The sequence below is a fragment of the Leclercia sp. LSNIH8 genome (assembly GCF_002920195.1).
Classification (GTDB): Bacteria; Pseudomonadota; Gammaproteobacteria; order Enterobacterales; family Enterobacteriaceae; genus Enterobacter.
Map to the genome: position 1 here is coordinate 1 of NZ_PQJY01000003.1, position 24,645 is coordinate 24,645.

The 24,645-nt window shown below is 55.3% G+C and carries 20 protein-coding genes; 16 read left to right on the forward strand and 4 right to left on the reverse strand.

The window, feature by feature from the left end; translation table 11 throughout:
• From C3406_RS08525 to C3406_RS08560, 8 genes are all read left to right on the forward strand, one after another.
• On the forward strand, positions 1-504 hold a 504-nt coding region (locus C3406_RS08525), incomplete at its 5' end, for a carbohydrate ABC transporter permease (RefSeq protein WP_146052662.1).
• A gap of 27 nt (positions 505-531) precedes the next feature.
• A complete protein-coding gene (locus tag C3406_RS08530) occupies positions 532-1,584 on the forward strand; it encodes a D-guloside 3-dehydrogenase (RefSeq protein ID WP_103822221.1) in 1,053 nt (350 codons plus the stop codon).
• Between the two features lie 17 nt (positions 1,585-1,601).
• Positions 1,602-2,390: a 3-dehydro-D-guloside 4-epimerase gene (locus C3406_RS08535; RefSeq protein WP_103822220.1), complete on the forward strand. Its 789-nt coding sequence runs from the start codon at positions 1,602-1,604 to the stop codon at positions 2,388-2,390.
• 11 nt (positions 2,391-2,401) lie between these two features.
• Complete coding sequence (locus C3406_RS08540; RefSeq protein WP_103822504.1) at positions 2,402-3,460, forward strand: D-glucoside 3-dehydrogenase; 1,059 nt, start codon at positions 2,402-2,404, stop codon at positions 3,458-3,460.
• Positions 3,454-5,730, forward strand: coding sequence for a glycoside hydrolase family 65 protein (locus tag C3406_RS08545; protein WP_103822219.1), 2,277 nt, complete (start codon positions 3,454-3,456; stop codon positions 5,728-5,730). Before C3406_RS08540 ends, C3406_RS08545 begins: the two co-directional genes overlap by 7 nt.
• Positions 5,723-6,397, forward strand: a complete 675-nt coding sequence (gene pgmB, locus C3406_RS08550) for a beta-phosphoglucomutase (RefSeq protein WP_476629931.1) — start codon at positions 5,723-5,725, stop codon at positions 6,395-6,397. Before C3406_RS08545 ends, pgmB begins: the two co-directional genes overlap by 8 nt.
• 2 nt (positions 6,398-6,399) lie before the next feature.
• Positions 6,400-7,482 carry an ABC transporter ATP-binding protein gene (locus C3406_RS08555; protein WP_103822217.1) on the forward strand — a complete coding sequence of 361 codons (1,083 nt, stop codon included), beginning with the start codon at positions 6,400-6,402 and terminating at the stop codon, positions 7,480-7,482.
• Between the two features lie 67 nt (positions 7,483-7,549).
• Entirely contained in the window at positions 7,550-8,464 is a 915-nt protein-coding gene (locus C3406_RS08560) for an OmpG family monomeric porin (protein WP_103822216.1), read from the forward strand.
• 33 nt (positions 8,465-8,497) lie between these two features.
• On the opposite strand, the gene C3406_RS08565 is transcribed toward C3406_RS08560, so the two are convergent.
• Positions 8,498-9,508, reverse strand: coding sequence for a LacI family DNA-binding transcriptional regulator (locus C3406_RS08565; RefSeq protein WP_103822215.1), 1,011 nt, complete (start codon positions 9,506-9,508; stop codon positions 8,498-8,500).
• A 155-nt stretch (positions 9,509-9,663) separates the two neighbouring features.
• On the opposite strand from C3406_RS08565, the gene C3406_RS08570 reads away from it, so the two are divergent.
• The 3 genes from C3406_RS08570 to tyrR all read left to right on the forward strand — a co-directional run bounded on the left by C3406_RS08570 (position 9,664) and on the right by tyrR (position 13,777).
• Positions 9,664-11,061 (forward strand): YcjX family GTP-binding protein, encoded by a 1,398-nt coding sequence (locus C3406_RS08570; RefSeq protein WP_103822214.1) that lies wholly within the window; start codon positions 9,664-9,666, stop codon positions 11,059-11,061.
• Complete coding sequence (locus C3406_RS08575) at positions 11,058-12,107, forward strand: YcjF family protein (protein WP_103822213.1); 1,050 nt, start codon at positions 11,058-11,060, stop codon at positions 12,105-12,107. The genes C3406_RS08570 and C3406_RS08575 overlap by 4 nt, the downstream gene beginning before the upstream one ends.
• 128 nt (positions 12,108-12,235) lie before the next feature.
• A complete protein-coding gene (gene tyrR / locus C3406_RS08580; RefSeq protein ID WP_103822212.1) occupies positions 12,236-13,777 on the forward strand; it encodes a transcriptional regulator TyrR in 1,542 nt (513 codons plus the stop codon).
• 53 nt (positions 13,778-13,830) lie between these two features.
• Here tyrR and C3406_RS26265 read toward each other — a convergent pair whose 3' ends face one another.
• Positions 13,831-16,569: a nucleoside hydrolase-like domain-containing protein gene (locus C3406_RS26265; RefSeq protein ID WP_199182708.1), complete on the reverse strand. Its 2,739-nt coding sequence runs from the start codon at positions 16,567-16,569 to the stop codon at positions 13,831-13,833.
• Between the two features lie 211 nt (positions 16,570-16,780).
• Between C3406_RS26265 and C3406_RS08595 the strand changes: the two genes are divergently transcribed.
• Complete coding sequence (locus C3406_RS08595; RefSeq protein ID WP_199182707.1) at positions 16,781-17,986, forward strand: XylR family transcriptional regulator; 1,206 nt, start codon at positions 16,781-16,783, stop codon at positions 17,984-17,986.
• A gap of 39 nt (positions 17,987-18,025) precedes the next feature.
• On the opposite strand, the gene tpx is transcribed toward C3406_RS08595, so the two are convergent.
• Entirely contained in the window at positions 18,026-18,532 is a 507-nt protein-coding gene (gene tpx / locus C3406_RS08600) for a thiol peroxidase (protein ID WP_103179860.1), read from the reverse strand.
• Between the two features lie 105 nt (positions 18,533-18,637).
• On the opposite strand from tpx, the gene ycjG reads away from it, so the two are divergent.
• Positions 18,638-19,603: an L-Ala-D/L-Glu epimerase gene (gene ycjG, locus C3406_RS08605; protein ID WP_103822211.1), complete on the forward strand. Its 966-nt coding sequence runs from the start codon at positions 18,638-18,640 to the stop codon at positions 19,601-19,603.
• Here the strand turns inward: ycjG and mpaA are convergent.
• Positions 19,594-20,307, reverse strand: coding sequence for a murein tripeptide amidase MpaA (mpaA, locus tag C3406_RS08610; RefSeq protein ID WP_103822210.1), 714 nt, complete (start codon positions 20,305-20,307; stop codon positions 19,594-19,596). The two genes, ycjG and mpaA, sit on opposite strands and share 10 nt — an antisense overlap.
• Positions 20,308-20,490: 183 nt before the next feature.
• On the opposite strand from mpaA, the gene C3406_RS08615 reads away from it, so the two are divergent.
• The 3 genes from C3406_RS08615 to tssC all read left to right on the forward strand — a co-directional run bounded on the left by C3406_RS08615 (position 20,491) and on the right by tssC (position 24,644).
• On the forward strand, positions 20,491-22,107 hold the full coding sequence (locus C3406_RS08615; RefSeq protein WP_103822209.1) for a peptide ABC transporter substrate-binding protein: 1,617 nt from the start codon (positions 20,491-20,493) through the stop codon (positions 22,105-22,107).
• Between the two features lie 467 nt (positions 22,108-22,574).
• A complete protein-coding gene (tssB, locus tag C3406_RS08620; protein WP_103822208.1) occupies positions 22,575-23,066 on the forward strand; it encodes a type VI secretion system contractile sheath small subunit in 492 nt (163 codons plus the stop codon).
• Between the two features lie 42 nt (positions 23,067-23,108).
• The gene (gene tssC / locus C3406_RS08625) at positions 23,109-24,644 is read left to right on the forward strand and encodes a type VI secretion system contractile sheath large subunit (RefSeq protein WP_103822501.1); all 1,536 of its coding nucleotides are present in this window, start codon (positions 23,109-23,111) and stop codon (positions 24,642-24,644) included.
• The last annotated feature ends 1 nt before the right edge of the window (position 24,645 follow it).

Sequence of the window (24,645 nt, forward strand, 5' to 3'; positions counted from 1 at the left end):
TCGGAAGCCGGCGCCAGGGGCACGGGGAGCCTGGTGGGAGTACCGCTGTCCAAAATCATCACGTCGCGAGGTGTTGAGGATACCGGGCGGGCGTGGGTTATCACCAGGGTGACCCCGACGCTGCCGAGGGCGGTCTTCAGGCTGCGCAGCTATTTCGACACCATCCCGGACGAGATCGAAGAGGCCGCGATGATGGATGGCCTTAACCGCCTGCAAATTATCTTTCGCATCACCGTGCCGCTGGCTATTTCCGGGCTGGTGTCGGTCTTCGTCTACTGCTTCATGGTGGCGTGGAACGACTATCTGTTCGCCTCCATTTTCCTCTCCAGCGCCAGCAACTTCACCTTGCCGGTAGGGCTGAACACGCTCTTCAGTACGCCGGATTATATCTGGGGTCGCATGATGGCGGCATCGCTGGTGACGGCACTGCCGGTGGTGATCATGTATGCGCTGTCTGAACGTTTTATCAAAAGTGGTTTGACCGCCGGTGGCGTTAAGGGCTGAGGCGGCCAGTTTAACAAGGAGTAAGTCATGAAGAAGTTAGTTGCGACAGCGCCGCGTGTGGCGGCGCTGGTGGAGTATGAAGATCGTGCTGTTGCTGCGCATGAAGTGAAAATTCGCGCCCGTTTTGGCGCGCCGAAGCACGGCACTGAGGTGGTGGATTTTCGTGCGGCAAGCCCTTTTATTGATGAGGATTTCAACGCGGAGTGGCAGATGTTCACCCCACGTGAAGAAGGGGCCGCCCGTGGGATCGAGTTCGGCAAGTTTCAGCTGGGCAATATGATTGTGGGCGACATCATCGAATGCGGCGCTGACGTGACGGAGTACCAGATCGGCGACAGCGTCTGCTGTTACGGGCCGCTGCAGGAGACGGTGATTGTCAATGCCGTCAATAACTACAAGCTGCGCAAAATGCCGCAGGGGGCGTCCTGGAAAAATGCCGTCTGCTACGACCCGGCGCAGTTCGCCATGAGCGGGGTACGGGATGCTAACGTGCGGGTAGGGGATTTCGTGGTGGTGGTTGGTCTGGGCGCCATCGGGCAGATCGCCATTCAACTGGCGAAAAAAGCCGGGGCTTCCATTGTTATCGGTGTCGATCCTATCGAACACCGCTGTGAAATCGCTCGTCGCCATGGTGCAGACCATTGCCTGAACCCAATCGGTACCGATGTCGGTCTGGAAATTAAAAAACTGACCGGCAAGCAGGGCGCGGATGTGATCATTGAAACCAGCGGTTTTGCGGATGCCCTGCAGTCTGCGCTGCGCGGGCTCGCCTACGGCGGAACCATCTCCTATGTGGCTTTCGCCAAGCCGTTTGCAGCGGGCTTCAACCTGGGCCGCGAAGCGCATTTCAACAACGCGAAGATAGTCTTCTCCCGCGCCTGCAGCGAGCCAAACCCGGATTATCCGCGCTGGAGCCGCAAGCGTATCGAAGAGACCTGCTGGGAGCTGCTGATGAACGGATATCTCAACTGCGAGGATCTGATTGACCCGGTCGTGACCTTCACCACCAGCCCGGAAAGCTACATGAAGTATGTCGATCAGCACCCGGAGCTGAGCATCAAAATGGGCGTCACGTTTTAAGCTAAGGAGAGCCATTCATGAAAATCGCAACGCAAAACCAGGCCTTTTTCCCGACCAATATCCTGGAGAAATTCCAGTACATCAAAGCCATGGGTTTTGATGGCTACGAGATCGACGGCAAATTGCTGGTGGACAATCTGGACGAGGTAAAAGCGGCCATCAACGCCACGGGGTTACCGGTGACCACCGCCTGCGGCGGCTACGACGGCTGGATTGGCGACTTTATCGAAGAGCGCCGCCTGAACGGCTTACAGCAGATTGAACGTATTCTTGAAGCGCTCGCAGAGGTGGGCGGGAAGGGGATCATCGTGCCTGCCGCCTGGGGCATGTTTACCTTCCGTCTGCCGCCGATGACCTCTCCTCGCAGCCTGGAAGGCGACCGTAAAGCGGTAAGCGCCTCCCTGCGTTGGCTGGATGAGGTGGCGGCGCGCACCGGTACCACAGTCTACCTGGAGCCGCTGAACCGCTATCAGGATCATATGATTAACACCCTGGCCGATGCACGTCGTTACATCGAAGAGAATGCCCTGAAGCATGTGCAGATCATTGGCGATTTTTACCATATGAACATTGAAGAAGATTCGATAACGGATGCGCTGCACCAAAGCCGCGATCTGCTTGGGCACGTACATATCGCCGATAACCATCGTTATCAGCCTGGCAGCGGCAGCCTGGACTTTGCCACTCTGTTCGATCGGCTCCGTGCCGACAATTATCAGGGGTATGTGGTCTACGAATGCCGGGTTCGTGCCGACGATCCTGCTAAGGCTTACCGGGACTCACTCACTTATTTGCGTGAATGCTAAGGATGACGAGCGTGATGAGTGCCTCAACACCTTCGCCGCTGCGCGTCGCCATCATCGGCGCCGGGCAGGTGGCGGACAAAGTGCACGCCTCCTATTACGCCACGCGCAGTGATGTTCAGATGGTGGCTGTCATGGACAGCCGCCTCGAACAAGCGCAGGCATTTGCACAACGCCATGCGATTCCTTCGGCGTGGCAGGATGTCCACGATATGCTGCGGGCGGTAAAAGCGGATGTGGTGAGCGTCTGTTCACCGAATCGTTTCCATGTTGACCATGTCCTTGCGGCGCTGGCGGCAGGGTGTCATGTGATGTGCGAAAAACCTCCCGCCATGACGCCGCAACAGGCCGATCAGATGCGCATTGCTGCCCGCAGGACGGAAAAAGTGCTGGCGTATGATTTTCACCATCGTTTTGCACGTGATACGCAACTGCTGCGTGAGGCCGTGCTGAAAGGGACATTTGGCGAAATTTACTTCACGACAGCGCAGGCGCTGCGCCGCTGCGGCGTGCCCGGATGGGGGGTGTTTACCAACAAATCGCTCCAGGGCGGTGGACCGCTGATCGATATCGGCATCCATATGCTTGATGCCGCGATGTATGTTCTGGGTTTCCCGGCCGTAAAACGGGTAACGGCGCACAGCTTTCAAAAGCTGGGACACCGTAAAAACCGGGGCCAGTTCGGAGAGTGGGATCCTGCTCAATTTACCGTCGAAGATGCCCTGTTTGGCACGATTGAGTTCTGCAATGGCGGGGTGCTGCGCCTGGATACCTCCTTTGTGCTCAATATCCGCGAGCAATCCATCATGAACGTGTCGTTCTGCGGTGAAAAGGCAGGCGCCACGCTGTTCCCGGCGCATATCTACAACGACGAGGGCGGCATTTTACGCACCATCACGCAGCGAGAAGAGGCTGACGACCAGCGGCATTTACGCAGCATGGAAGCCTTTGTGCGCCACGTGATGGGGGAGCCAGTGATGATCGCCGATGCCGAACAAGGGTGGGTGATCCAGCAATTAGTCGCCGCGCTGTATGAAGCGGCGGAAAAAGGGGAAAGCGTGACGTTATGCTGAACCTCTCTGTATTAACCGATCCGGCGTTTTGCCCCCACAGTCTGAATAAATATGGCTCGATTATGGCCTGCGGTAACGGCTATATGGGCATTCGCGCCGCGCACGAAGAAGATTACACCCAGCAGACCCGGGGGATGTATCTGGCTGGCCTCTATCACCGGGCCGGACCTAACGAAACCAGCGAGCTGGTTAATCTCCCGGATATCATTGGCATTGATATCGAGCTCGACGGCGAGAATTTTACCCTGCTGTCAGGAGAGATCCTGAGCTGGCAGCGCGAACTGCTCTTTTCTAACGGGGAGTTGCGTCGCTGTGTGCTCTGGCGCTCCCCTGAAGGGAAGCGCTACCGTCTGGAGAGCCGTCGTTTTGTATCGCTGGATGCGTTGCCGCTGGTGGCGATGCAGCTTTCCATCACGCCGCTGGACGCATCCTCGCAGATGGTTTTGAAAACGGGGATTGATGCGACCCAGACCAACAGCGGCAGACAGCATCTGGATGAAATTTCTGTCAGAGTTTTCGACCCGCACTATCTGCAGGGGGTGTATGAGACCCAGGATCGCGCTGCGGATGTGGCGATCTCTGCATGCTGTCGCCTCTCGATGGAGAGCGACAGCTGCTTTACGGCCAAAAATCGCCGCATCATGGTTCACCATGCGCTGACGGTTTCGAAAGAGGAAACCGTCACTCTGGAGAAGCTGGTGTGGGTGACTCACCGCAGGGACAGAGCTCTCTCCAGGGAGACCTTTGCCCGTCGTGCCCTGGCCGAACTCGAGGCCTGCGCAGCAAGCGGTTACGCCGCTTTGCTGGCGCGTTCCGCTCGCGCCTGGGAGCACATCTGGCGTGACTGTCGGGTGGAGGTCTCTTCTACGGAAGAGCAGGATCAGATGGCGCTGGATTATGCCGTCTGGCATCTCACCGCCATGACGCCCGCCCATGATGAGCGAAGCAGTATTGCGGCCAAGGGGCTTACCGGGGAGGGCTATAAAGGGCATGTCTTCTGGGATACCGAAATATTCATGCTGCCTTTCCATCTCTTTACCCGCCCGCAGGTAGCCCGCACGCTTCTGCGTTATCGTTGGCTGAACCTGCCGGGAGCACGAGAAAAGGCACGTCGTAACGGCTGGCCCGGCGCGCTATTTCCGTGGGAGAGCGCGGCAAGCGGGCAGGAAGAGACACCGGAGTTCGCGGCGATCAACATTCGCACCGGCGTACGCCAGAAGGTGGCTTCCGCACTGGCGGAGCACCACATCGTGGCGGATATCGCCTGGGCTGTGGTTGCTTACTGGCAGGCAACGCACGATGACGCCTTTATGCGTAATGAAGGGCTGACGCTGTTGATGGAAACGGCATCGTTCTGGATGGGGCGCGCCACGGAAGCCAACGGGCGACTGGAAATCCATGATGTGATTGGCCCGGATGAATATACCGAGCACGTCAATAACAACGCCTATACCAACTATCTGGCCTGGCATAATGTCGCCAGCGCACGCCAGTTTATGTTGATGTTCGGGCGGGAAGATGCGCGCTTTACCGAAAACGCCACACGTTTCCTGACACGTTTATGGCTACCGGAAGCGAACGCCGAAGGGGTGTTGCCTCAGGATGATACCTTCATGGCGAAACCGGCAATCGATCTGAGTCGCTATAAAGCGAAAGCGGGCAAACAGACCATCCTGCTGGATTACTCTCGCGCAGAAGTGAACGAGATGCAGATCCTTAAGCAGGCGGATGTGGTCATGCTCAACTACCTGCTGCCGGAACGGTTTACGCATCAGCAATGTTCCGCCAATCTGGCGTTCTATGAGCCACGCACTATTCATGACTCGTCGCTCAGTAAAGCCATTCACGGGATTGTTTTTGCGCGTTGCGGCGATACAGAACGGGCTTACACCTTCTGGCGTGATGGTATTGCCATCGACCTTGGCGACGATCCTCACAGCAGTGATGAGGGGATCCATGCTGCCGCGACGGGCGCTATCTGGTCCGGGGTTATCCAGGGATTTGCCGGTCTGCAGGTGATAGACGGTGAATTGCATCTGGCGCCAAAACTGCCCGCCCACTGGCGTAAGCTCACTTTCCCGCTGCGCTGGCGGAACGCGCATATGAACGTCACCTGTGAGCATGATCGCTTAACAATCGAAACCTCCGCTCCCGTCATCCTGACCCTGTTGGGGAGAAGGTTAAACGTTTCGGGGCGGCAGGTATGGTCTTACTCAGATTTTATTACGCCTGTATCTGGGAGCGCTACCACGGAGGGGAGTGATGCTTAAAGCCATAATTTTCGACCTTGATGGCGTCATCACTGATACCGCGCATCTTCATTTTCTGGCCTGGCGTGCGGTGGCGCAGGAGATTGGCATCACCATCGACGAATCCTTCAATGAAGAGTTGAAAGGGATAAGCCGCATGGACTCCCTGCTGCGGATCCTGCGCCACGGTGGCAAAGAGCAGACGTTTGACCATCAGCAGCGCCTGGCGCTGGCGAGTAAAAAAAACGACCTCTACGTGCAGTCTCTGGCCTCGCTGACGCATGAATCCCTGCTTCCGGGTATCCGCGAGGTGCTGGAGGACATCCGTGCGGCGGACGTCAGGATTGGGCTGGCATCCGTATCACTTAATGCGCCAGGCATTTTGCACGCCCTGGGGATAGAGCAGGCGTTTGATTTTTGCGCCGATGCTTCCCGCATTACCTGTTCCAAACCGCATCCGGAGATCTTCCTTGCGGCCTGCGCTGGCCTGCAGGTCCATCCTGATGAGGCCATTGGCATTGAAGATGCGGCCGCAGGTGTCGAAGCCATCAACGCAGCGGGGATGTTGTCGGTGGGGATTGGGCCTGGCCTTGATCGTGCGGGACTACAACTTCATTCAACGCGGGAGCTGACCTGGAAATGCCTGACCGATTTCTGGGCCTCCCGGACGGTATTGATAAGGAACTAACAATGGCGCAACTGTCTCTGAAACACATTCAGAAAATCTATGATAACCACGTTCATGTGGTGAAGGATTTCAATCTTGAAATAGAGGACAAAGAGTTTATTGTTTTTGTGGGGCCTTCCGGGTGCGGTAAATCGACGACGCTGCGCATGATTGCCGGGCTGGAGGAGATCAGTGCCGGTGAACTGGTGATAGACGGTGTCTGCATGAATGATGTGCCGGCCAAATCCCGGGATATCGCCATGGTGTTCCAGAACTATGCGCTCTATCCGCATATGACGGTCTACGACAACATGGCCTTTGGGCTGAAGATGCAAAAAATTGCGCCAGCGGTCATCGAAGAGCGCGTTAACTGGGCGGCGCAAATCCTGGGCCTGCGCGACTACCTCAAGCGCAAACCGGGCGCCTTATCCGGCGGCCAGCGCCAGCGCGTGGCGTTAGGCAGAGCGATTGTGCGGGAAGCGGGTGTATTCCTGATGGATGAACCTCTCTCAAATCTCGACGCCAAACTTCGCGTGCAGATGCGCGCTGAAATCAGCAAGCTGCATCAGAAGCTCAACACCACTATGATCTACGTGACGCACGATCAGACCGAAGCCATGACCATGGCGACCCGGATTGTGATCCTCAAAGACGGCATCATTCAGCAGGTGGGGGCACCAAAACAGGTCTATAACGAACCGGCCAATATGTTTGTCGCGGGATTTATCGGCTCGCCAGCGATGAATTTCATTCGCGGCGCGATAGACGACCGCTATTTTGTCACCGAAACGCTGCGTCTTGAGATCCCTCAAGACCAGCTCGCGGTCCTCAATTCCAGGGGTTACCAGCGTAAAGCCGTGGTATTCGGGATCCGGCCGGAAGATATAATTACTCCGCAGGGCGAGGAGGAAAACATCGCTGCGAAAGTCAGCGTCGCGGAGCTGACAGGCGCCGAATTTATGCTCTACGCCAGCGTTGGGGGGCATGAGCTGGTGGTTCGAGCCGGGGCGGCAAATGACTATGCGGCAGGAGACAATATCGGCATCCGCTTCGATATGAATAAGTGCCATTTCTTCGACGCGGAAACTGAAGTGGCCATCCGATAATAAGAGCGTTCGCTGGGAATAGACATTCCCGGTTTTTTTGTTTGTAACTTATATAGGGAATATTTTAATGAGTACTCTACTAAAAAGTGCTGCGCTTGTTCTGTGCGCAGGGGTCAGCTGCGTACAGGCAACGGAAACCGCACAACACTGGGATTTTAATATTGGGGCAATGTATGAAATTGAAAACGTCGAAGGCCAGGGCGACGATAAAGATGGATTATATGAACCCTCGGTGTGGTTTAATGCTACCTGGGACGCCTGGACCCTCTCACTGGCTATGTATCAGGAGGGGCCGGTTGATTACAGCAGCATGACCCGGGGAACCTATTTCGATCGTCCAGAATTTGAATTACGCTATCGCTTTATTGGTACTGATGATTTCACGTTCGGACTCACCGGCGGCTTCCGTAATTATGGATATCATTTTAAAGATGAACATGGCGCCAAAGACGGAAGCGCAAATATGCAGCGCTATAAAATTCAGCCGGACTGGGATCTTAAATTAACCGATGACTGGCGTTTTAGCGGCTGGTTTGCCATGTATCAATTTGCCAACGATCTGGAAAAAACCGGTTATGCTGACAGCCGTGTCGAAACCGAAACGGGCTTTACCTGGATCCTCAACGAAACGATCTCTGCAAAAATTAACTACTATTTAGAGCGCGGTTTTAATATGGATGGTTCGCGTAATAATGGCGAATTTTCTACGCAGGAAATACGTGCTTATTTGCCGATTTCTTTAGGCAGTACCACGCTGACACCTTATACCCGCCTGGGTCTTGATCGCTGGTCAAACTGGGACTGGCAGGACGATCCTGAGCGTGAAGGTCACGATTTTAACCGCCTGGGTCTTCTCTATGCCTATGATTTCAGTAATGGTTTGTCCATGACGCTGGAATATGCTTATGAATGGGAAAACCATGACGAAGGTGAGAACGACCGCTTCCACTACGCGGGCGTAGGGGTAAATTACGCCTTCTGATGAGTGGTACACCAGGGGTTAACGCCCCTGGTTTTAACGAAGCGCATTCGCTCGGGTTAAATGGGTATCAACCAGCACCTTATGCGGGGCGGGCTTACCCGCGATGCGCCTGAACAAGAGATCGCAGCTCTCTTCACCCAGTTCACGCGTCGGGATATCGAATCCATCAGGCGCAGGGGTCAAAATGAGAGATAACATTGGGTCGCTGTAACCTGCTACCGCAACCTGTTCAGGGATCGTGATGTTTAACACATCCGCTGCGCGATAGAGACTAAGTAACTTCATGCTGTCGGTAGCAAATACCGCATCCGGCGGGGTGGCGCAGGACAATAATTGAATGGCCGCTGCGATCGCACTCTCATGGGTATAACCGCCGTCGATGATCCACTCCGGGTTAATGGCGATCTGATATTTTTCCAGGCTGGCTTTATATCCCGCAAGTCGGTCGATAGAGACGTGATAATCAAGTGGCGCATGCAGGCAGGCAATATTACGCCGACCTTTTTTAATAAAGGTCTCTGTTAATATGGCGCTGTCATGATAGTTATCGGTGTCGACAGAGTAAATGTTCTCGAAATCGCCCTCTACTTTCCCAATGACCACAACCGGAATACCGTAAGTATCCAGTCTGGAGAAAAAGGATTCATTTGCCGGCGAGCTCAGCATGATGACGCCTTTAATCATTTTCTGTTTTATTTTGTTTTCACATTTCAGCAGATCGTCTTCACTGCTTTTTGATGTTTGCAAAATAACGTCAAAACCTTCCTGCTCCGCTTTCGCCGTAATGGCATGTAGCACATCAGAGAAAAAAGGATTACCGGCAGTGGTTTTGGTTGAACGGGTGGAAATAACCATAATGGCATCGAAGCCAGAAGAGGTGAGGGCGCGGGCAAGTTTATTGGGTTGATAATTTAATTCTGCAATCGCCTTGAGCACCTTTTCGCGCGCTTCGGGCGAAATATTTGTTTGCTTATTCAGAACCCTGGACACGGTTGATTTCGAAACGCCAGCAACTCGCGCAATATCATAAATGGTGGGTGACATACGCCTTACTCGCTCCTGAAAGACAGCAATTTGGCTCATCTTACTGGAGAGAAAACGGCAATAGCAATAATTATGAATTGATAATCAACGATCTGCCCCCATTTACTGTATTCTGAAGCAAGCTAATTCAGCGGACCACGCAATGAAGGACGGCGATGAAGCGACTTAAAAATGAACTTAATTCTCTGGTGAATCGTGGGGTTGACCGTCATCTGCGCCTGGCGGTCACCGGACTGAGCCGCAGCGGCAAAACCGCCTTTATTACGGCGATGGTGAATCAACTCCTTAACCTGCATGCCGGGGCGCGCTTGCCGCTGTTGAGCGCGGTGCGCGAAGAGCGCCTGCTTGGCGTAAAGCGCGTTCCTCAGCGTGATTTTGGTATTCCTCGCTTCACCTACGACGAAGGGCTGGCCCAGCTTTACGGCACGCCGCCAACCTGGCCAACGCCCACCCGCGGGGTGAGTGAAATCCGCCTGGCGTTACGGTACCGCTCCAACGACTCGCTGCTTCGTCACTTTAAAGAGACCTCCACCCTCTATCTGGAGATTGTCGACTATCCCGGCGAATGGCTGCTCGACCTGCCGATGCTGACCCAGGACTATCTCAGCTGGTCGCGGCAGATGACCGGCCTGTTACAGGGGCCCCGCGCGGCGTGGTCCGCCCGCTGGCGCTCCCTGTGTGAGGGGCTGGATCCGCTGGCACCCGCCGATGAAAACCGGCTGGCGGCCATTTCAGAAGCCTGGACCGATTATCTGCATCAATGTAAGAAAGAGGGTCTGCACTTTATCCAGCCGGGTCGCTTTGTGCTGCCGGGAGATATGGCGGGTGCCCCGGCGCTGCAATTTTTCCCCTGGCCGGACGTGGAGGCTTTTGGTGAATCGAAGCTTGCCCAGGCGGACAAACAGACCAACGCCGGGATGTTGCGCGAGCGCTTCAACTACTACTGCGAAAAAGTGGTGAAGGGGTTTTACACCAACCACTTTTTACGCTTTGACCGCCAGATTGTGCTGGTGGATTGCCTCCAGCCGCTCAACAGCGGCCCTCAGGCCTTCAATGACATGCGCCTCGCGCTCACCCAACTGATGCAGAGCTTCCACTATGGGCAGCGCACGCTGTTCCGGCGTCTCTTCTCCCCGGTGATCGACAAACTGCTGTTTGCCGCCACCAAGGCGGATCACGTGACGGTGGATCAGCATGCCAATATGGTGTCGCTCCTCCAGCAGCTGGTGCAGGATGCCTGGCAGAACGCCGCCTTTGAGGGGATTAGCATGGACTGCCTGGGGCTGGCCTCGGTACAGGCCACCCAGAGTGGCCTGATTGACGTTAATGGCGATAAGATCCCGGCGCTGCGCGGCCACCGTCTGAGCGATGGTGCCCCGCTGACGGTCTACCCTGGCGAGGTTCCCGCCCGGCTGCCGGGCCAGGCATTCTGGCAGAAGCAGGGGTTTCAGTTTGAAGCCTTCCGCCCGCAGACGATGAATGTAGACCAGCCGCTGCCGCATATTCGCCTGGATGCCGCGCTGGAGTTTTTAATCGGAGATAAATTGCGATGACCGAACCCTTAAAACCGCGAATGGATTTTACCGGCACTCTGGAAGAGGAGGATCGCGAGGCCTTCAAAGCGGCACAAACGTTTGATGACGCTCAGGCCGGAAACTTCGCGCCGGTGATGACCGATATGGTCCCCGCCGAAGAAGGACAAGCCGAAGCCGTCGTCGAGGCCGCTTTGCGACCTAAACGTAGCCTGTGGCGCAAAATGGTCAGCGCGGGCCTGATGCTGGCGGGCGCTGCGGTAGTAGGGCAAGGCGTGCAGTGGGCAATCAACGCCTGGCAAACCCAGGACTGGGTGGCGCTGGGGGGATGCGCGGCAGGTGCGCTTATCGTTGGCGCGGGCGTGGGCTCTGTTGCCACCGAATGGCGCCGTTTATGGCGACTGCGCCAGCGTGCTCACGAGCGTGATGAAGCCCGGGATCTGCTGCACAGCCACGGCACCGGTAACGGACGGGCGTTTTGTGAAAAACTGGCGAAACAGGCCGGGCTCGATCAATCTCATCCGGCGCTGCAGCGCTGGTACGCCGCCATTCACGAAACGCAAAATGATCGCGAAGTAGTGTCGCTGTATGCCCACCTGGTTCAGCCAGTGCTGGACAGCCAGGCCCGGCGGGAGATCAGCCGCTCGGCAGCCGAATCAACGCTGATGATTGCCGTCAGCCCGCTGGCGCTGGTGGATATGGCTTTTATTGCCTGGCGCAACCTGCGCCTGATTAACCGCATCGCCACCCTGTACGGCATTGAACTGGGCTATTACAGCCGCTTGCGTCTGTTCCGCCTGGTGCTGCTGAACATGGCTTTCGCCGGGGCCAGTGAGCTGGTGCGCGAGGTGGGGATGGACTGGATGTCGCAGGATCTGGCCGCTCGCCTTTCGGCCCGTGCGGCGCAGGGGATTGGTGCAGGATTACTCACCGCGCGGCTGGGGATCAAAGCGATGGAATTGTGCCGTCCACTGCCGTGGACGGCTGATGATAAACCTCGGCTGGGGGATTTCCGTCGGGAATTAATCGGCCAGTTGAAAGATACCCTCAATAAAAAACCGCAGTAAGCTCGCTTCCTCGCACAAAATTCCGTCACTATGGTCACAGGCTGTCAATATTTGTTGACAGCCATCTTCCCGATTGCAGATATCTGGCTTATCATTTCAGAGTTAATGGCTTATAGAGTGATTTTCCCATGCGTCTGGAAGTGTTTTGTAAGGACCGTCTCGGCCTGACTCGCGAGCTGCTCGATCTCCTTGTTTTGCGGAGTATTGACCTGCGCGGAATTGAGATTGACCCAATCGGGAAGATTTACCTGAATTTTGCTGAAATTGCCTTTGAAACATTCAGCAGCTTAATGGCTGAAATCCGCCGTATCGCTGGCGTTACGGACGTGCGTACCGTGCCCTGGATGCCCTCCGAGCGCGAGCATCTGGCCCTGAGCGCGCTGCTGGAAGCGATGCCCGAGCCGTTCTTATCTCTGGATCTGAAGGGCAAAATTGACCGCGCTAACCAGGCGAGCTGCCAGCTCTTTGCCCAGGAGCAGGATAAGCTGAGCAGCCAAAATGCCGCCCAGCTGATCCCCGGCTTTAACTTTCAGCGCTGGCTGGAGAGCAACCCGCGATCGACCCACAGCGAGCATGTGATCATCAACGGGCAAAACTTCCTGATGGAGATCACTCCGGTCTATCTGCAGGGCGACAACGATGACCGCACCCTGACCGGCTCGGTGATCATGCTGCGCTCCACGGTCCGCATGGGACGTCAGCTGCAAAACCTGTCGAGCCAGGATGTTGGCGCCTTCAGCCAGATTATTGCCGTCAGCCCGAAAATGCGTCACGTGGTGGAGCAGGCGCGTAAGCTGGCAAACCTTGCCGCGCCGCTGCTGATCACCGGCGACACCGGCACTGGCAAAGATCTGCTGGCCCATGCGGTACATCAGGCGGGGCCGCGGGCGAGCAAACCTTACCTGGCGTTGAACTGCGCCTCTATCCCTGAAGATGCCGTCGAAAGCGAGCTGTTTGGCCACGCGCCGGAAGGCAAGAAAGGCTTCTTTGAGCAGGCCAACGGCGGCTCGGTGCTGCTGGATGAAATTGGCGAAATGTCGCCGCGGATGCAGGCCAAACTGCTGCGTTTCCTCAATGACGGCACCTTCCGCCGGGTAGGGGAAGATCATGAGGTGCATGTGGACGTGCGCGTCATCTGCGCCACCCAGAAGAACCTGGTGGAGCTGGTGCAGAAGGGGATGTTCCGGGAAGATCTCTATTATCGCCTGAACGTTCTGACCCTCAATATTCCGCCGCTGCGCGATTGTCCGCAGGACATCATGCCGTTGACCGAGCTGTTTGTGGCGCGCTTTGCCGATGAGCAGGGTATCCCAAGACCGAAGTTCTCAGCCGATCTGAATACGGTTCTTACCCGTTACGGCTGGCCGGGGAATATTCGTCAGCTGAAAAATGCGATCTATCGTGCCCTGACCCAGCTTGAAGGCTATGAGCTGCGGCCGCAGGATATCTTATTGCCGGACTACGACGCCGGAACGGTGGCGGTAGGGGAAGAGGCGATGGAAGGATCGCTGGATGACATTACCAGCCGCTTTGAACGCTCGGTGCTGACACAGCTGTATCGTAACTATCCCAGCACCCGCAAGCTGGCGAAACGGTTGGGCGTGTCTCATACCGCCATCGCCAACAAGCTGCGCGAATATGGTCTGAGCCAGAAGAAAGGTGACGAGTAGCGCCTGTCAGTACATAAGTGAAGCGGCAGGCATTCGGCCCGCCGCTTGAGGGGTTATGGCACCACGTTGACAATCACGCGCTTGTAGCGGGTTAAGCGCGGCGTGCCATGATCGGTCACGGCCAGAATGATATGCATCGTACCTGTTCCAGGTGGCATCACCCGGGCATCGGTGACATCGAACCAGGCCTTTGGCTGGTCAGCGTTTTTAATGTCTAACATGACCCCGGTGGCCGCATTTGATAATACGCGCGTTCCCGCCTCTGCATAGACAAACCATTCATAGGAGAGGGCATCACCGTCGGGATCGGTGGAGCCCATTGCGCTGAGCTCCACCCGTTGCCCTTTCTTCACCGTCAGGGTGGCAGGGTGATCGAGTTTTGGTACCGGCGGATGATTGGCCTCACTGTAGGGCTTGATGGTCCAGTCCATTCGGGCGGCAAAATCATTTTGATAAGCCCCACGCCAGCGCCAGATTGTTGCATGGTTAGTGGTGTGCCAGCGATTATCAAAGCCCAGCACTTCATCCTGCGCATTGGTCCAAATCGGGCGCGTCTCCTGGGCCATAAACCAACGCTCTTTATGCGGCGTATAGAGCTCGTAACGACCGCCCCAGCCACCCCAGTCAGGATGTTCAGGATCGGACAAACCATTATGAATCAGATTCAAAAATGATGGCGTGTCCCCCTCCATCATAAACTTCCAGCGCGGGTACTCTGCCCCTAAAGGGCCTTTGCTGCGTACATTTTTATCCAGCCATTCGTTGGTTACCAGCTGATAATCCGCCCCGGCGAAACGGCCATGGAAATAGTCACCGCCGATGCCAATCCAGGTAGCGTGGTGAAAACCGCCCCCGGCGTTTTGCCCCGGGGAGACGATGTAAAACAGCGACGGGAACATTTTGCGGATCCACGGACCGCTGTCGTCCTGATCGGAGATGGCGTAGACGCGAAGTCTGGAAACAAACTTTTCAAGCTCTTCAGGCGTACGGGTTTGACGCACTTTCCATAGCGCCTGCGCAAGCACATTCGGACCACCCCAGACCGTCACCCATAATGGACGATCGTCCTGACGGTCAACGGCCTTAATGAGCAGTTCCGATCCTGTCGAGTCTTTGCCTTCACCCACTGCGGCCATATTGTGGACTGGCAAGCCCTGAGCCACGACCTTAAGCAGATCGTCCGCTAGCGGAAAACCGGGCTCATGTTTTTCCAGGTTGTCGCGGACTAATCCGTAACCTTTGATGATATCGATGATGCGTTGTGGTTCTACCTGGTCTTTATTTTTGCCGGTAGAGGTGGCGACAAGGCCTTCAATGTTCACCTGGTTAGCGTAGGTCATCAGGCGCACCATTGACATCTGGTCATCGGGATCGTCACCGATATCGGTTAACACGAACAGACGTTGTTTGCTCTCTTTTACATCAGGTGTTGATGGCTTCAGCCGTTCGATACGAGACGCAAAGTCAGCCAGATAGGTCGCGCGCCACTGATTGATGGTTTTGATACCCTGCTGCGGGCCAAAAGGCGGTACGTCCTCGCTTAACGCGGGATCAGGATTGTCGGTCCACCAGTTTGGATAGCGGCCAGAGGGCTGCGTGGCCCGTAAAGCCGCAGGGGACGCTGAGGTAAAGCTGCCGCCAACCGGGTCTTGCAGACCGGCCCAGTTAGATTCAATGGTGTACTTCCACGTCTGGGATGCTTTCGGGACGAAACGGAAGTGCCACGTCCCGTCAGCGGCTGCGAAGCCCGGGAAACGATCGCTTTTGTTCCCGGAGGCAGGCACGACCAGATTTGCGGTGGTCCCCGCCGGCGCCTGCCCTTTGGGATGAACGATCAGCTCAACCAGGCCATAGGTTTCCACCACGTCGGAGGCGGTTGGCCTGCCTTTGAAGGTGTACAGGGGGCGATCCCATGCCCGCACAAACCGTCCACCGCCTTTGCTTTCTTGTTGAGGATCGTCGGGATTGGGCCCAAGGATATAAGCCACCGACGGCGTATCCCCCATCTTTAATTGACCCTCTCCGTAAGAATTAAAGAAATCGCCCAGCGCGCCGTGGCCTTTTACATGCGTAGCCACAAAGGTCGCGCCGTCGAGACCGTTGGTTTGATCACCTCCCGTGAACCAGCCCCGATAGGTGGAGTTGTTTTCAATGATGTGCAGGTCCGGATGATGGCGAACAATATAATTGTATGCGGATGTCGACCACTTCTTGTTCGGGCCACCGATATAGTAGACGCGGATTTTTTGCTTGATGGTTGGGTCGTCGTGAAGCGCCTGCGCCAGGTCGTCAATCCCTCCCCAGATCAGGATCCACAGCGGCCGGGGATCGGGACGTTTTGCCGCTTCAATGATCAGTTTTGAGGCATCAGTGGGCTGACTAAAGCCTTCGGGCGGCGCGGAATCCATCCCGCCTTGTCGGGTAATGGAACGCAGGTAATCCGGGGTCGGGTAATCACTGGACCAGCTTTTCAGATTCGGATAATCCTGTTCATACCGCTCGATAGTCTTCAGAATTTCCGTCGCACGGTTTCGTACAGGCCCCCACGGCGAGGAGAGTAGGCCTTCGAGCTGCATCGCATCTGCGTACAGCAGCAGGTGGACCAGCGACTGGTAATCGTCAAAATCGGTCCCGCCGATGTCCGTTGAGACAATCACCCGCGGTTTAGCGGCCACAATGTTATTTTCCGGGCTGACTGCGGCGCGGACCTGGTTGAACGATACATGCGTGACAACCAGTAAGAGCAACGTCAGCGACAGGAAAAGAGGTTTTCCGTTTATTTGCAATTTCATAGCAGAGTCATTTCCTCCAGAGGTTTTTATTTTTTTGCACTTCAGGAACGGAAAACAGCCTGGCATAACTCTGCTGCAAAATCGGTTTATGATTTTTCTAAATGGTCAAATTACTCTTTAATAACATTAGGTTAAGGGCAGTAATATCTTTACAGCCATCGTTCGGCTTATGATAGGGTGATATTTCCTCTCTATATTCAGGGATCACGATATGGCGTCGCGAAAGCATGACATGTTTCGGGTGGCACTGATGCTGAAGGCCAAAGGGCGCTATGGCAGGAGCATCATTGAAGGAATATGCGAGTACATGAAATCGACCCGCATCCACTGGGATTTCCTGCTGGAAGAGGATTTCCGCTCATCCCCGGGCAGCCTGCTCGAATGGAAAGGGGATGGCGTCATTGCGGATTTCGACGATCCTTTGTTGACATCGCTACTGACGAAGGTAGAGATGCCGGTGGTGGGAATTGGCGGCTCCTGGCAGTTGAGCAGCCCAACGATCCGCTCTCTTCCTTACGTGGCGTCGGATAACGTTGAGCTGGTGAGGCTGGCGTATCAACATCTCATCGACATGGGCCTTCCGCGCTTTGCCTGTTACTCCATTGAGCCGACAATTATGAATCCCTGGGCGGTGGAACGGGCAAACGCCTTTCGCCAGTTTGTAGAGGCGGACGGGCATCAGGCCGAGATCTTTGAAGGCATTCCGACACACGCTTTGGTGTGGCAAAACATCCTTGAGGATCTGGCCCGGTGGTTGGGTACGCTTCCTAAGCCTGTTGGTATCATCGCAGTAACGGATTCACGCGCCAGACAAGTGCTGCAGGCGTGTTCCATTGCGGGTTATGCCGTGCCGGAAGAGATCGCTATTATCGGCATAGATGATGATCCGTTGTTGCGCAGCCTCAGTCGCATCGCAATCAGTTCGGTTGCGCAGGGTACTCATCAGATGGGACGCACCGCCGCGGAGATGCTGCACCGGCAGCTGACGGGTACACCGCTGCGTGAAAAACATGTCATGGTCGGGCCTGAAGGCGTGAATGCCCAGGCGTCTACCCGACACAGCGTTATAATGAATACCTATATTTTGCGCGCCCGCTACTTCATCCGTCAGTTCGGAACCCAGGGGATCAAGGCCGCCCAGGTTGCTGAGCACGTAGGCTGTTCCCGCGCGACCCTGGACATGCACTTTATGCGTACCCTCGGAAAGACGTTGCACGACGAATTACTGAGCTTCAGACTCGAGCGCTCAAAAAATTTGTTACGGGAGACGCAACTGAGTTATGCCGATGTGGCTATGCAGAGCGGATTTACGTCACTTCAGTATATGTATTCTGTCTATCGTCGGGAGATGGGGTGTACGCCGGTAGAGTATCGAAAGGAAGGTGACGAGGTATATGAGAACTTGTCAAATGAATGACATGAGCCGATGCTGTACAGGCTCATGTCATTTTTGCCGTTACGCCTTCAGCGATTCCAGCGCGGCAGCATAGTCTGGTTCGGTGGTGATTTCATTCACCAGGTGGCTGAATACGACGGTGTCATTTTCGTCGATCACCACAACTGCACGTGCAGCCAGGCCTTTCAGTGCGCCTTCAGAGATGCCCACGCCATACTGCTCCAGGAATTCCGGGTTGCGCAGGGTAGACAGAGTGATAACGTTGCTCAGACCTTCAGCACCGCAGAAACGGGACTGAGCGAACGGCAGGTCGGCAGAGATGCACAGCACAACGGTGTTGTCCACTTCGGTCGCCAGCTGGTTGAATTTACGTACAGACGCGGCGCACACGCCGGTATCAATGCTTGGGAAAATGTTCAGCACTTTACGCTTGCCGGCAAACTGGCTCAGCACGACGTCAGACAGATCTTTTGCCACGAGCGTAAACGCCTGCGCTTTGCTGCCTTTCTGAGGAATGGATCCTGCAACAGAAACCGGGTTGCCCTGGAAATGAACGAGTTGTGACATAGTTATCTTCCTGTTTACATATAGTTAACGTCGCCGTTAGTGTATGTCATCAGCCGATAGCACAGCAAACCCTATTTGCGCGAAGCCGCTATACAGGAGTGAGTGATGAGAACCCTCAAGGTTTACGAAGAAGCCTGGCCACTGCATACGCCGTTTGTGATCTCCCGGGGAACCCGGAGCGAGGCGTGTGTGGTGGTGGTTGAGATAGAGGAAGAGGGTGTCAAAGGGGTGGGGGAGTGCACGCCTTATCCCCGGTATGGCGAAAGCATCGCCTCGGTAATGGCGCAGATCATGGCGCTGGCGCCTGAACTGGAGCGCGGCCTTACCCGGGAAGCGCTACAGACGTTATTGCCTGCCGGTGCCGCACGCAACGCGGTGGACAGCGCCCTGTGGGATTTAGCCGCCCGTCAACAGGGGATCTCTCTGGCGGCGCTGGCGGGCGTGACGCTGCCGCAGACGCTGGTCACCGCGCAAACGGTGGTCATCGGTGAGCCCGCGCAGATGGCCGCCAGTGCCAAAGCGCTCTATGACGCCGGGGCGTGTCTGCTGAAGGTGAAGCTGGACGATCGTCTGATCAGCGAGCGGATGGTCGCCATCCGCGGCGCCGTGCCGCAGGCGACGCTTATCGTCGACGCCAACGAATCCTGGCGCAGCGAAGGACTGGCAGCCCGCTGCCAGCTGCTGGCGGATCTGGATGTCGCCATGCTTGAACAACCTTTGCCCGCGGGTAAGGACGCCGCACTGGCGAACTTTATTCATCCGCTGCCCATCTGCGCCGATGAGAGCTGCCACACCCGGGAGAGTCTGGCGGACCTGCAAGGGCGTTACGATATGGTCAATATCAAGCTGGATAAAACCGGTGGCATCACCGAAGCGCTCTCCCTTGCCGCCGAGGCGCGTCAACGTGGTTTTTCACTGATGCTCGGCTGTATGCTCTGCACCTCGCGAGCGATCGGTGCCGCACTGCCGCTGGCGAATGAGGTGAAGTTTGCCGATCTCGATGGCCCTACCTGGCTCGCCGTGGATGTCTCTCCGGCGCTGCAATACAGTACCGGCGTCGTTCATCTCTGAGGTTCCCAGCGCAACAGATCGGTCATCGCTTTCAGGTATTTCTCGCTGGCCTCGTCGGAGGAGATCGGCGGGAATTCAGCGGTGATGCAGTGCAGGCTTAAATCGGCACACCAGCTGCCGAATGAGCCTGGCGTCTCATAGCCGACGCTGGTGACCAGCGGCAGTGAAAAGGCATCTGCCAGCCAGCGCCCAAGTACCGTGTGGGCGGGATCTTCAATGCAGGCCAGCGGATCGTGAAACGAGACAACCCAGGCCGGATGCAGTTTGTGGATCAGATGACACAGTGCCTGGGTTTCCGGCTCTGAACCGGGCTTGTCCCCCGTCAGCAACACCACGTCCCGATCTTCGGCTGAGCTGTTCCAGCGGTAGACCGTCTCGCCTTCCCGCCAGTTGGCCGCCGGGAAGTTACGGTTTAAATCCACGCCACGGGCATTGGCACGTAATCCCAACTGACAGCCGTCCGGGTTAACGGTTAATACCACATGGTGGCGGCGCAGCGCCGAGGACAGGGTGCGCAGGGCACATGAGAGAGTCACAATCGATGAATTTTCATCTCCGTGGGTTCCGGCAATGATCAGGCCGCTGTTGCGATCGGCCTGCGGGGCAGGGAACCAGATTAAGGGGGCGCCGAGGTATGAGCGGCCATAATGTTCGGTCCCGGGCGGGAAAGCGCCACGTTCCGTTCTTGGGCGGGTAAGTGACATAGACGTTCCTGAATCAGATTGTATTACTGGCAGTGTTGTGCAAAAAACACGGTTAATCAAACAGTTTCACACAGGGGATAAAACCGGCAGAAATCAACTTTCCAACGGAAGTTGTTTGCATTTCACTGTTCTGAAACAAATAATTACCCATCTGCTCGTACCCATCATTTCAAAGGGGATCTCATGAAGCATCCGGTTTCGTTGATCTGTTCTGCCTTATTGTTGTGTGGCCTCTCTTCTTACGCCTTCGCGGCGGATGTTCCCCCCGGGACAACCCTGGCATCCAAACAGGAGCTGGTGCGTCATATCAAAGATGAACCTGCCTCGCTTGATCCCGCTAAAGCGGTGGGTCTGCCTGAAATTCAGGTGATTCGCGATCTGTTCGAGGGGCTCGTGAATCAAAACGAAAAGGGCGAACTGGTGCCAGGCGTAGCGACCCGCTGGCAGAGTAATGATAACCGCGCCTGGACCTTCACTCTGCGCGAGAACGCCCGGTGGTCTGACGGCACCCCCGTCACCGCGCAGGATTTTGTCTACAGCTGGCAGCGCCTGGTCGATCCGAAAACCACCTCGCCGTTCGCCTGGTTTGCGACCCTGGCCGGAATCGTTAACGCGCAGGCGATCATCGACGGTAAGGCAACGCCGGATAAACTGGGCGTAACGGCAGTGGATAACCGAACCCTGCGCGTGCAGCTCGATAAACCCCTGCCGTGGTTTGCCAATCTGACGGCGAGCTTCGCCTTCTATCCGGTACAAAAAGCGAATGTGGAGAGCAGCCCGGAGTGGACCCGTCCTGGGGCGCTGGTAGGTAACGGTGCGTATATCCTGAAAGACCGGGTGGTCAACGAGAAGCTGGTGGTTGAGCGCAACAGCCATTACTGGGATAACGACAAAACCGTTCTGCAGAAAGTGATCTTTATCCCGATCAACCAGGAGTCGTCTGCCACCAAGCGCTATCTGGCGAACGATATCGACATCACCGAGTCATTCCCGAAAAATCTTTATCAGAAACTAATGAAGGACATTCCGGGCCAGGTGTATACCCCGCCGCAACTGGGCACCTACTATTACGCCTTTAATACCCAGAAAGGCCCGACGGCGGATGCGAGAGTGCGTCTGGCACTCAGCATGACCATCGACCGGCGCATCATGGCTGAAAAAGTACTGGGTACCGGCGAAAAACCCGCATGGCACTTCACGCCGGACGTGACCGCAGGGTTTACCCCTGAGCCATCGCCGTTTGAGCAGATGAGCCAGGAAGAGATGAACGCGCAGGCCAAAACGCTGTTGCAGGCGGCTGGCTACAATGCGCAGAAACCGCTGAAGCTGACGCTGCTGTATAACACCTCAGAGAACCACCAGAAGATTGCTATCGCGGTGGCGTCGATGTGGAAAAAGAACCTGGGAGTGGATGTGAAGCTGCAGAACCAGGAGTGGAAAACCTATATCGACAGCCGTAATACCGGTAATTTCGACGTGATCCGAGCCTCGTGGGTAGGTGACTACAATGAGCCGTCGACCTTCCTCTCCCTGCTGACCTCAACACATACTGGCAACATTTCGCGTTTCAACGATCCGGCGTATGACAAGGTGATTAACCAGGCATCCCTGGAGACCACCGAGCAGGCCCGCAATGCGGATTACAATACCGCAGAAAAAATCATTGCGGAAAAAGCCCCGATTGCGCCGATCTACCAGTACACCAACGGGCGGTTAATCAAGCCCTGGGTGAAAGGCTATCCGATTAACAACCCGGAAGATGTGGCGTACAGCCGCACGATGTATATCGTGAAGCACTAAGTGTTACCGTACGATAGTGCTCTCTCAGTAAATGGCGCGACATCTGGCGCCATTTTTTTTGCCCGCAATTTCATATTCTGCCTGCCTCTGTCTCAGTTTTATTCATTATGGTTATTTCTGATATTGATGGATATTTAAAGCCATATAGAAATGTCTGCCTGCTATTCTTATAAAACGGCGGGATTCATAATTCTCGTTGATTTGCTAAAAAAGAATAATGGAATATAAATATAATATACAATCCTCTTAGGGGATGGTTTTTATTTATTGGCTGGCGGCAAGTGTTGTTTTTAATATACAGTGGTCAGATAATGGTACTTGCAATTAGCGGTACCTGTAATTCTGTAGATAAACGCTAATTTTGGAGTAATAGTTAGTTGATCCATTGTAATTATTTGTTCTACTATCGCACTCGCGAATAAACATGATTTAACTCTATAACTATTCCTTAAGGAAAAGGGACCGCTATGGCTGATTCTTTCCAGAATGAAGTGCCGAAGGCACGAATAAATTTAAAATTGGCTCTCCACACCGGTGGCGCACAGAAGAAAGTTGAATTACCCCTTAAGATTCTGACGGTTGGAGATTTCAGTAACGGTAAAGAAACCCGTGTGTTATCTGAACGTGAAAAAATTAACGTCAATAAAAACAACTTTGACAGCTTACTTTCGGAATTTAACCCGGAGATTAATCTCTCCATACAAAATACGCTCACTGGCGACGGTGAAGAAGAAAATATCCGCCTGCAGTTTTCCTGCATGAAAGACTTCGAACCTGAACAGGTCGCCCGTCAGATTCCTCAACTCCGCGCTATGCTGGCCATGCGTAATTTATTACGCGATCTCAAATCCAATCTGCTGGATAACGCCACTTTCAGAAAAGAGCTCGAGAAAATTCTTAAGGATCCGGCGCTGACTCAGGAATTACGTAACGAAATGAGTGTGCTTGCCCCGAAATAATGTGTGGATGTCTCTTTTAATGGATTAACCGGGAATATGCTGATGTCTTTAAATACTGAAAATGGCTCTGCTCAGGGGCAAACTACTGTACTGGAAAAAGAGGGTGTGTATGCCTCTCTGTTTGAAAAAATCAATCTGACCCCAGCCTCCAGCCTGGGCGATATTAATGCGTTTCTGGATGACGCCGCGCTGGCTGATGCGTCAGCAGGTGAACGTCTGACTGCGGCGATGCAGGTGTTTATGGACTGCATCCGCCGTTCCGGACAACAGGTGGAAAAGCTCGACAAAACGCTGATTGACCACCATATCGCTGAACTCGATTTTCAGATCAGCCGCCAGCTCGATGCTGTGATGCACCATACAGAATTCCAGAAAGTGGAATCCCTGTGGCGTGGCCTGAAGCAGCTGGTGGATAACACCGACTATCGCCAGAATGTGAAAACCGAAATTCTGGATGTTTCAAAAGACGCTCTGCGCCAGGACTTTGAAGACGCGCCGGAGCTCATTCAGAGCGGGCTTTACTGGCACACCTATACCGCCGAATACGACACCCCGGGCGGTGAACCGATTGGCTCGGTGATATCGGCTTATGAGTTTGACGCCAGCCCGCAGGACGTGGCGCTGTTACGCAACATCTCCACAGTGTCTGCCGCGGCGCATATGCCGTTTATCGGCTCCGTCGGTCCGAAGTTCTTCCTGAAAGAGTCGATGGAAGAGGTTGCTGCGATTAAAGATATCGGCAACTACTTCGACCGCGCCGAGTACATCAAGTGGAAATCGTTTCGCGACACCGACGATGCCCGCTATATCGGCCTGGTAATGCCGCGGGTGCTGGGGCGTCTGCCGTATGGTCCGGACACCGTGCCGGTGCGCAGTTTCAACTATGTTGAGCAGGTGAAAGGCCCGGATCACGAGAAATACCTGTGGACCAGCGCGTCATTCTCCTTCGCCTCCAATATGGTGAAAAGCTTCATCAACAACGGCTGGTGCGTACAGATCCGTGGCCCACAGGCGGGCGGGGCGGTGAAAGATCTGCCGATCCACCTGTACGATCTTGGCACCGGCAACCAGGTGAAGATCCCGTCTGAAGTGATGATCCCCGAGACCCGCGAATTTGAGTTTGCGAATCTCGGTTTTATCCCACTGTCGTACTACAAAAACCGCGACTACGCCTGCTTCTTCTCGGCGAACTCCACCCAGAAACCGGCCCTGTACGACACCGCCGATGCGACCGCCAACAGCCGCATCAACGCACGACTGCCCTATATCTTCCTGTTGTCACGCATTGCTCACTACCTGAAGCTGATTCAGCGCGAAAACATCGGTACGACGAAAGATCGCCGTCTGCTTGAGCTGGAACTCAACACCTGGGTACGCGGTCTGGTAACCGAAATGACCGATCCGGGCGACGAGCTGCAGGCATCGCATCCTCTGCGCGACGCGAAGGTAGTGGTGGAAGACATCGAGGACAACCCGGGCTTCTTCCGCGTGCGGCTGTACGCCGTGCCACACTTCCAGGTGGAAGGCATGGACGTGAATCTGTCGCTGGTGAGCCAGATGCCGAAAGCGAAAGCATAAG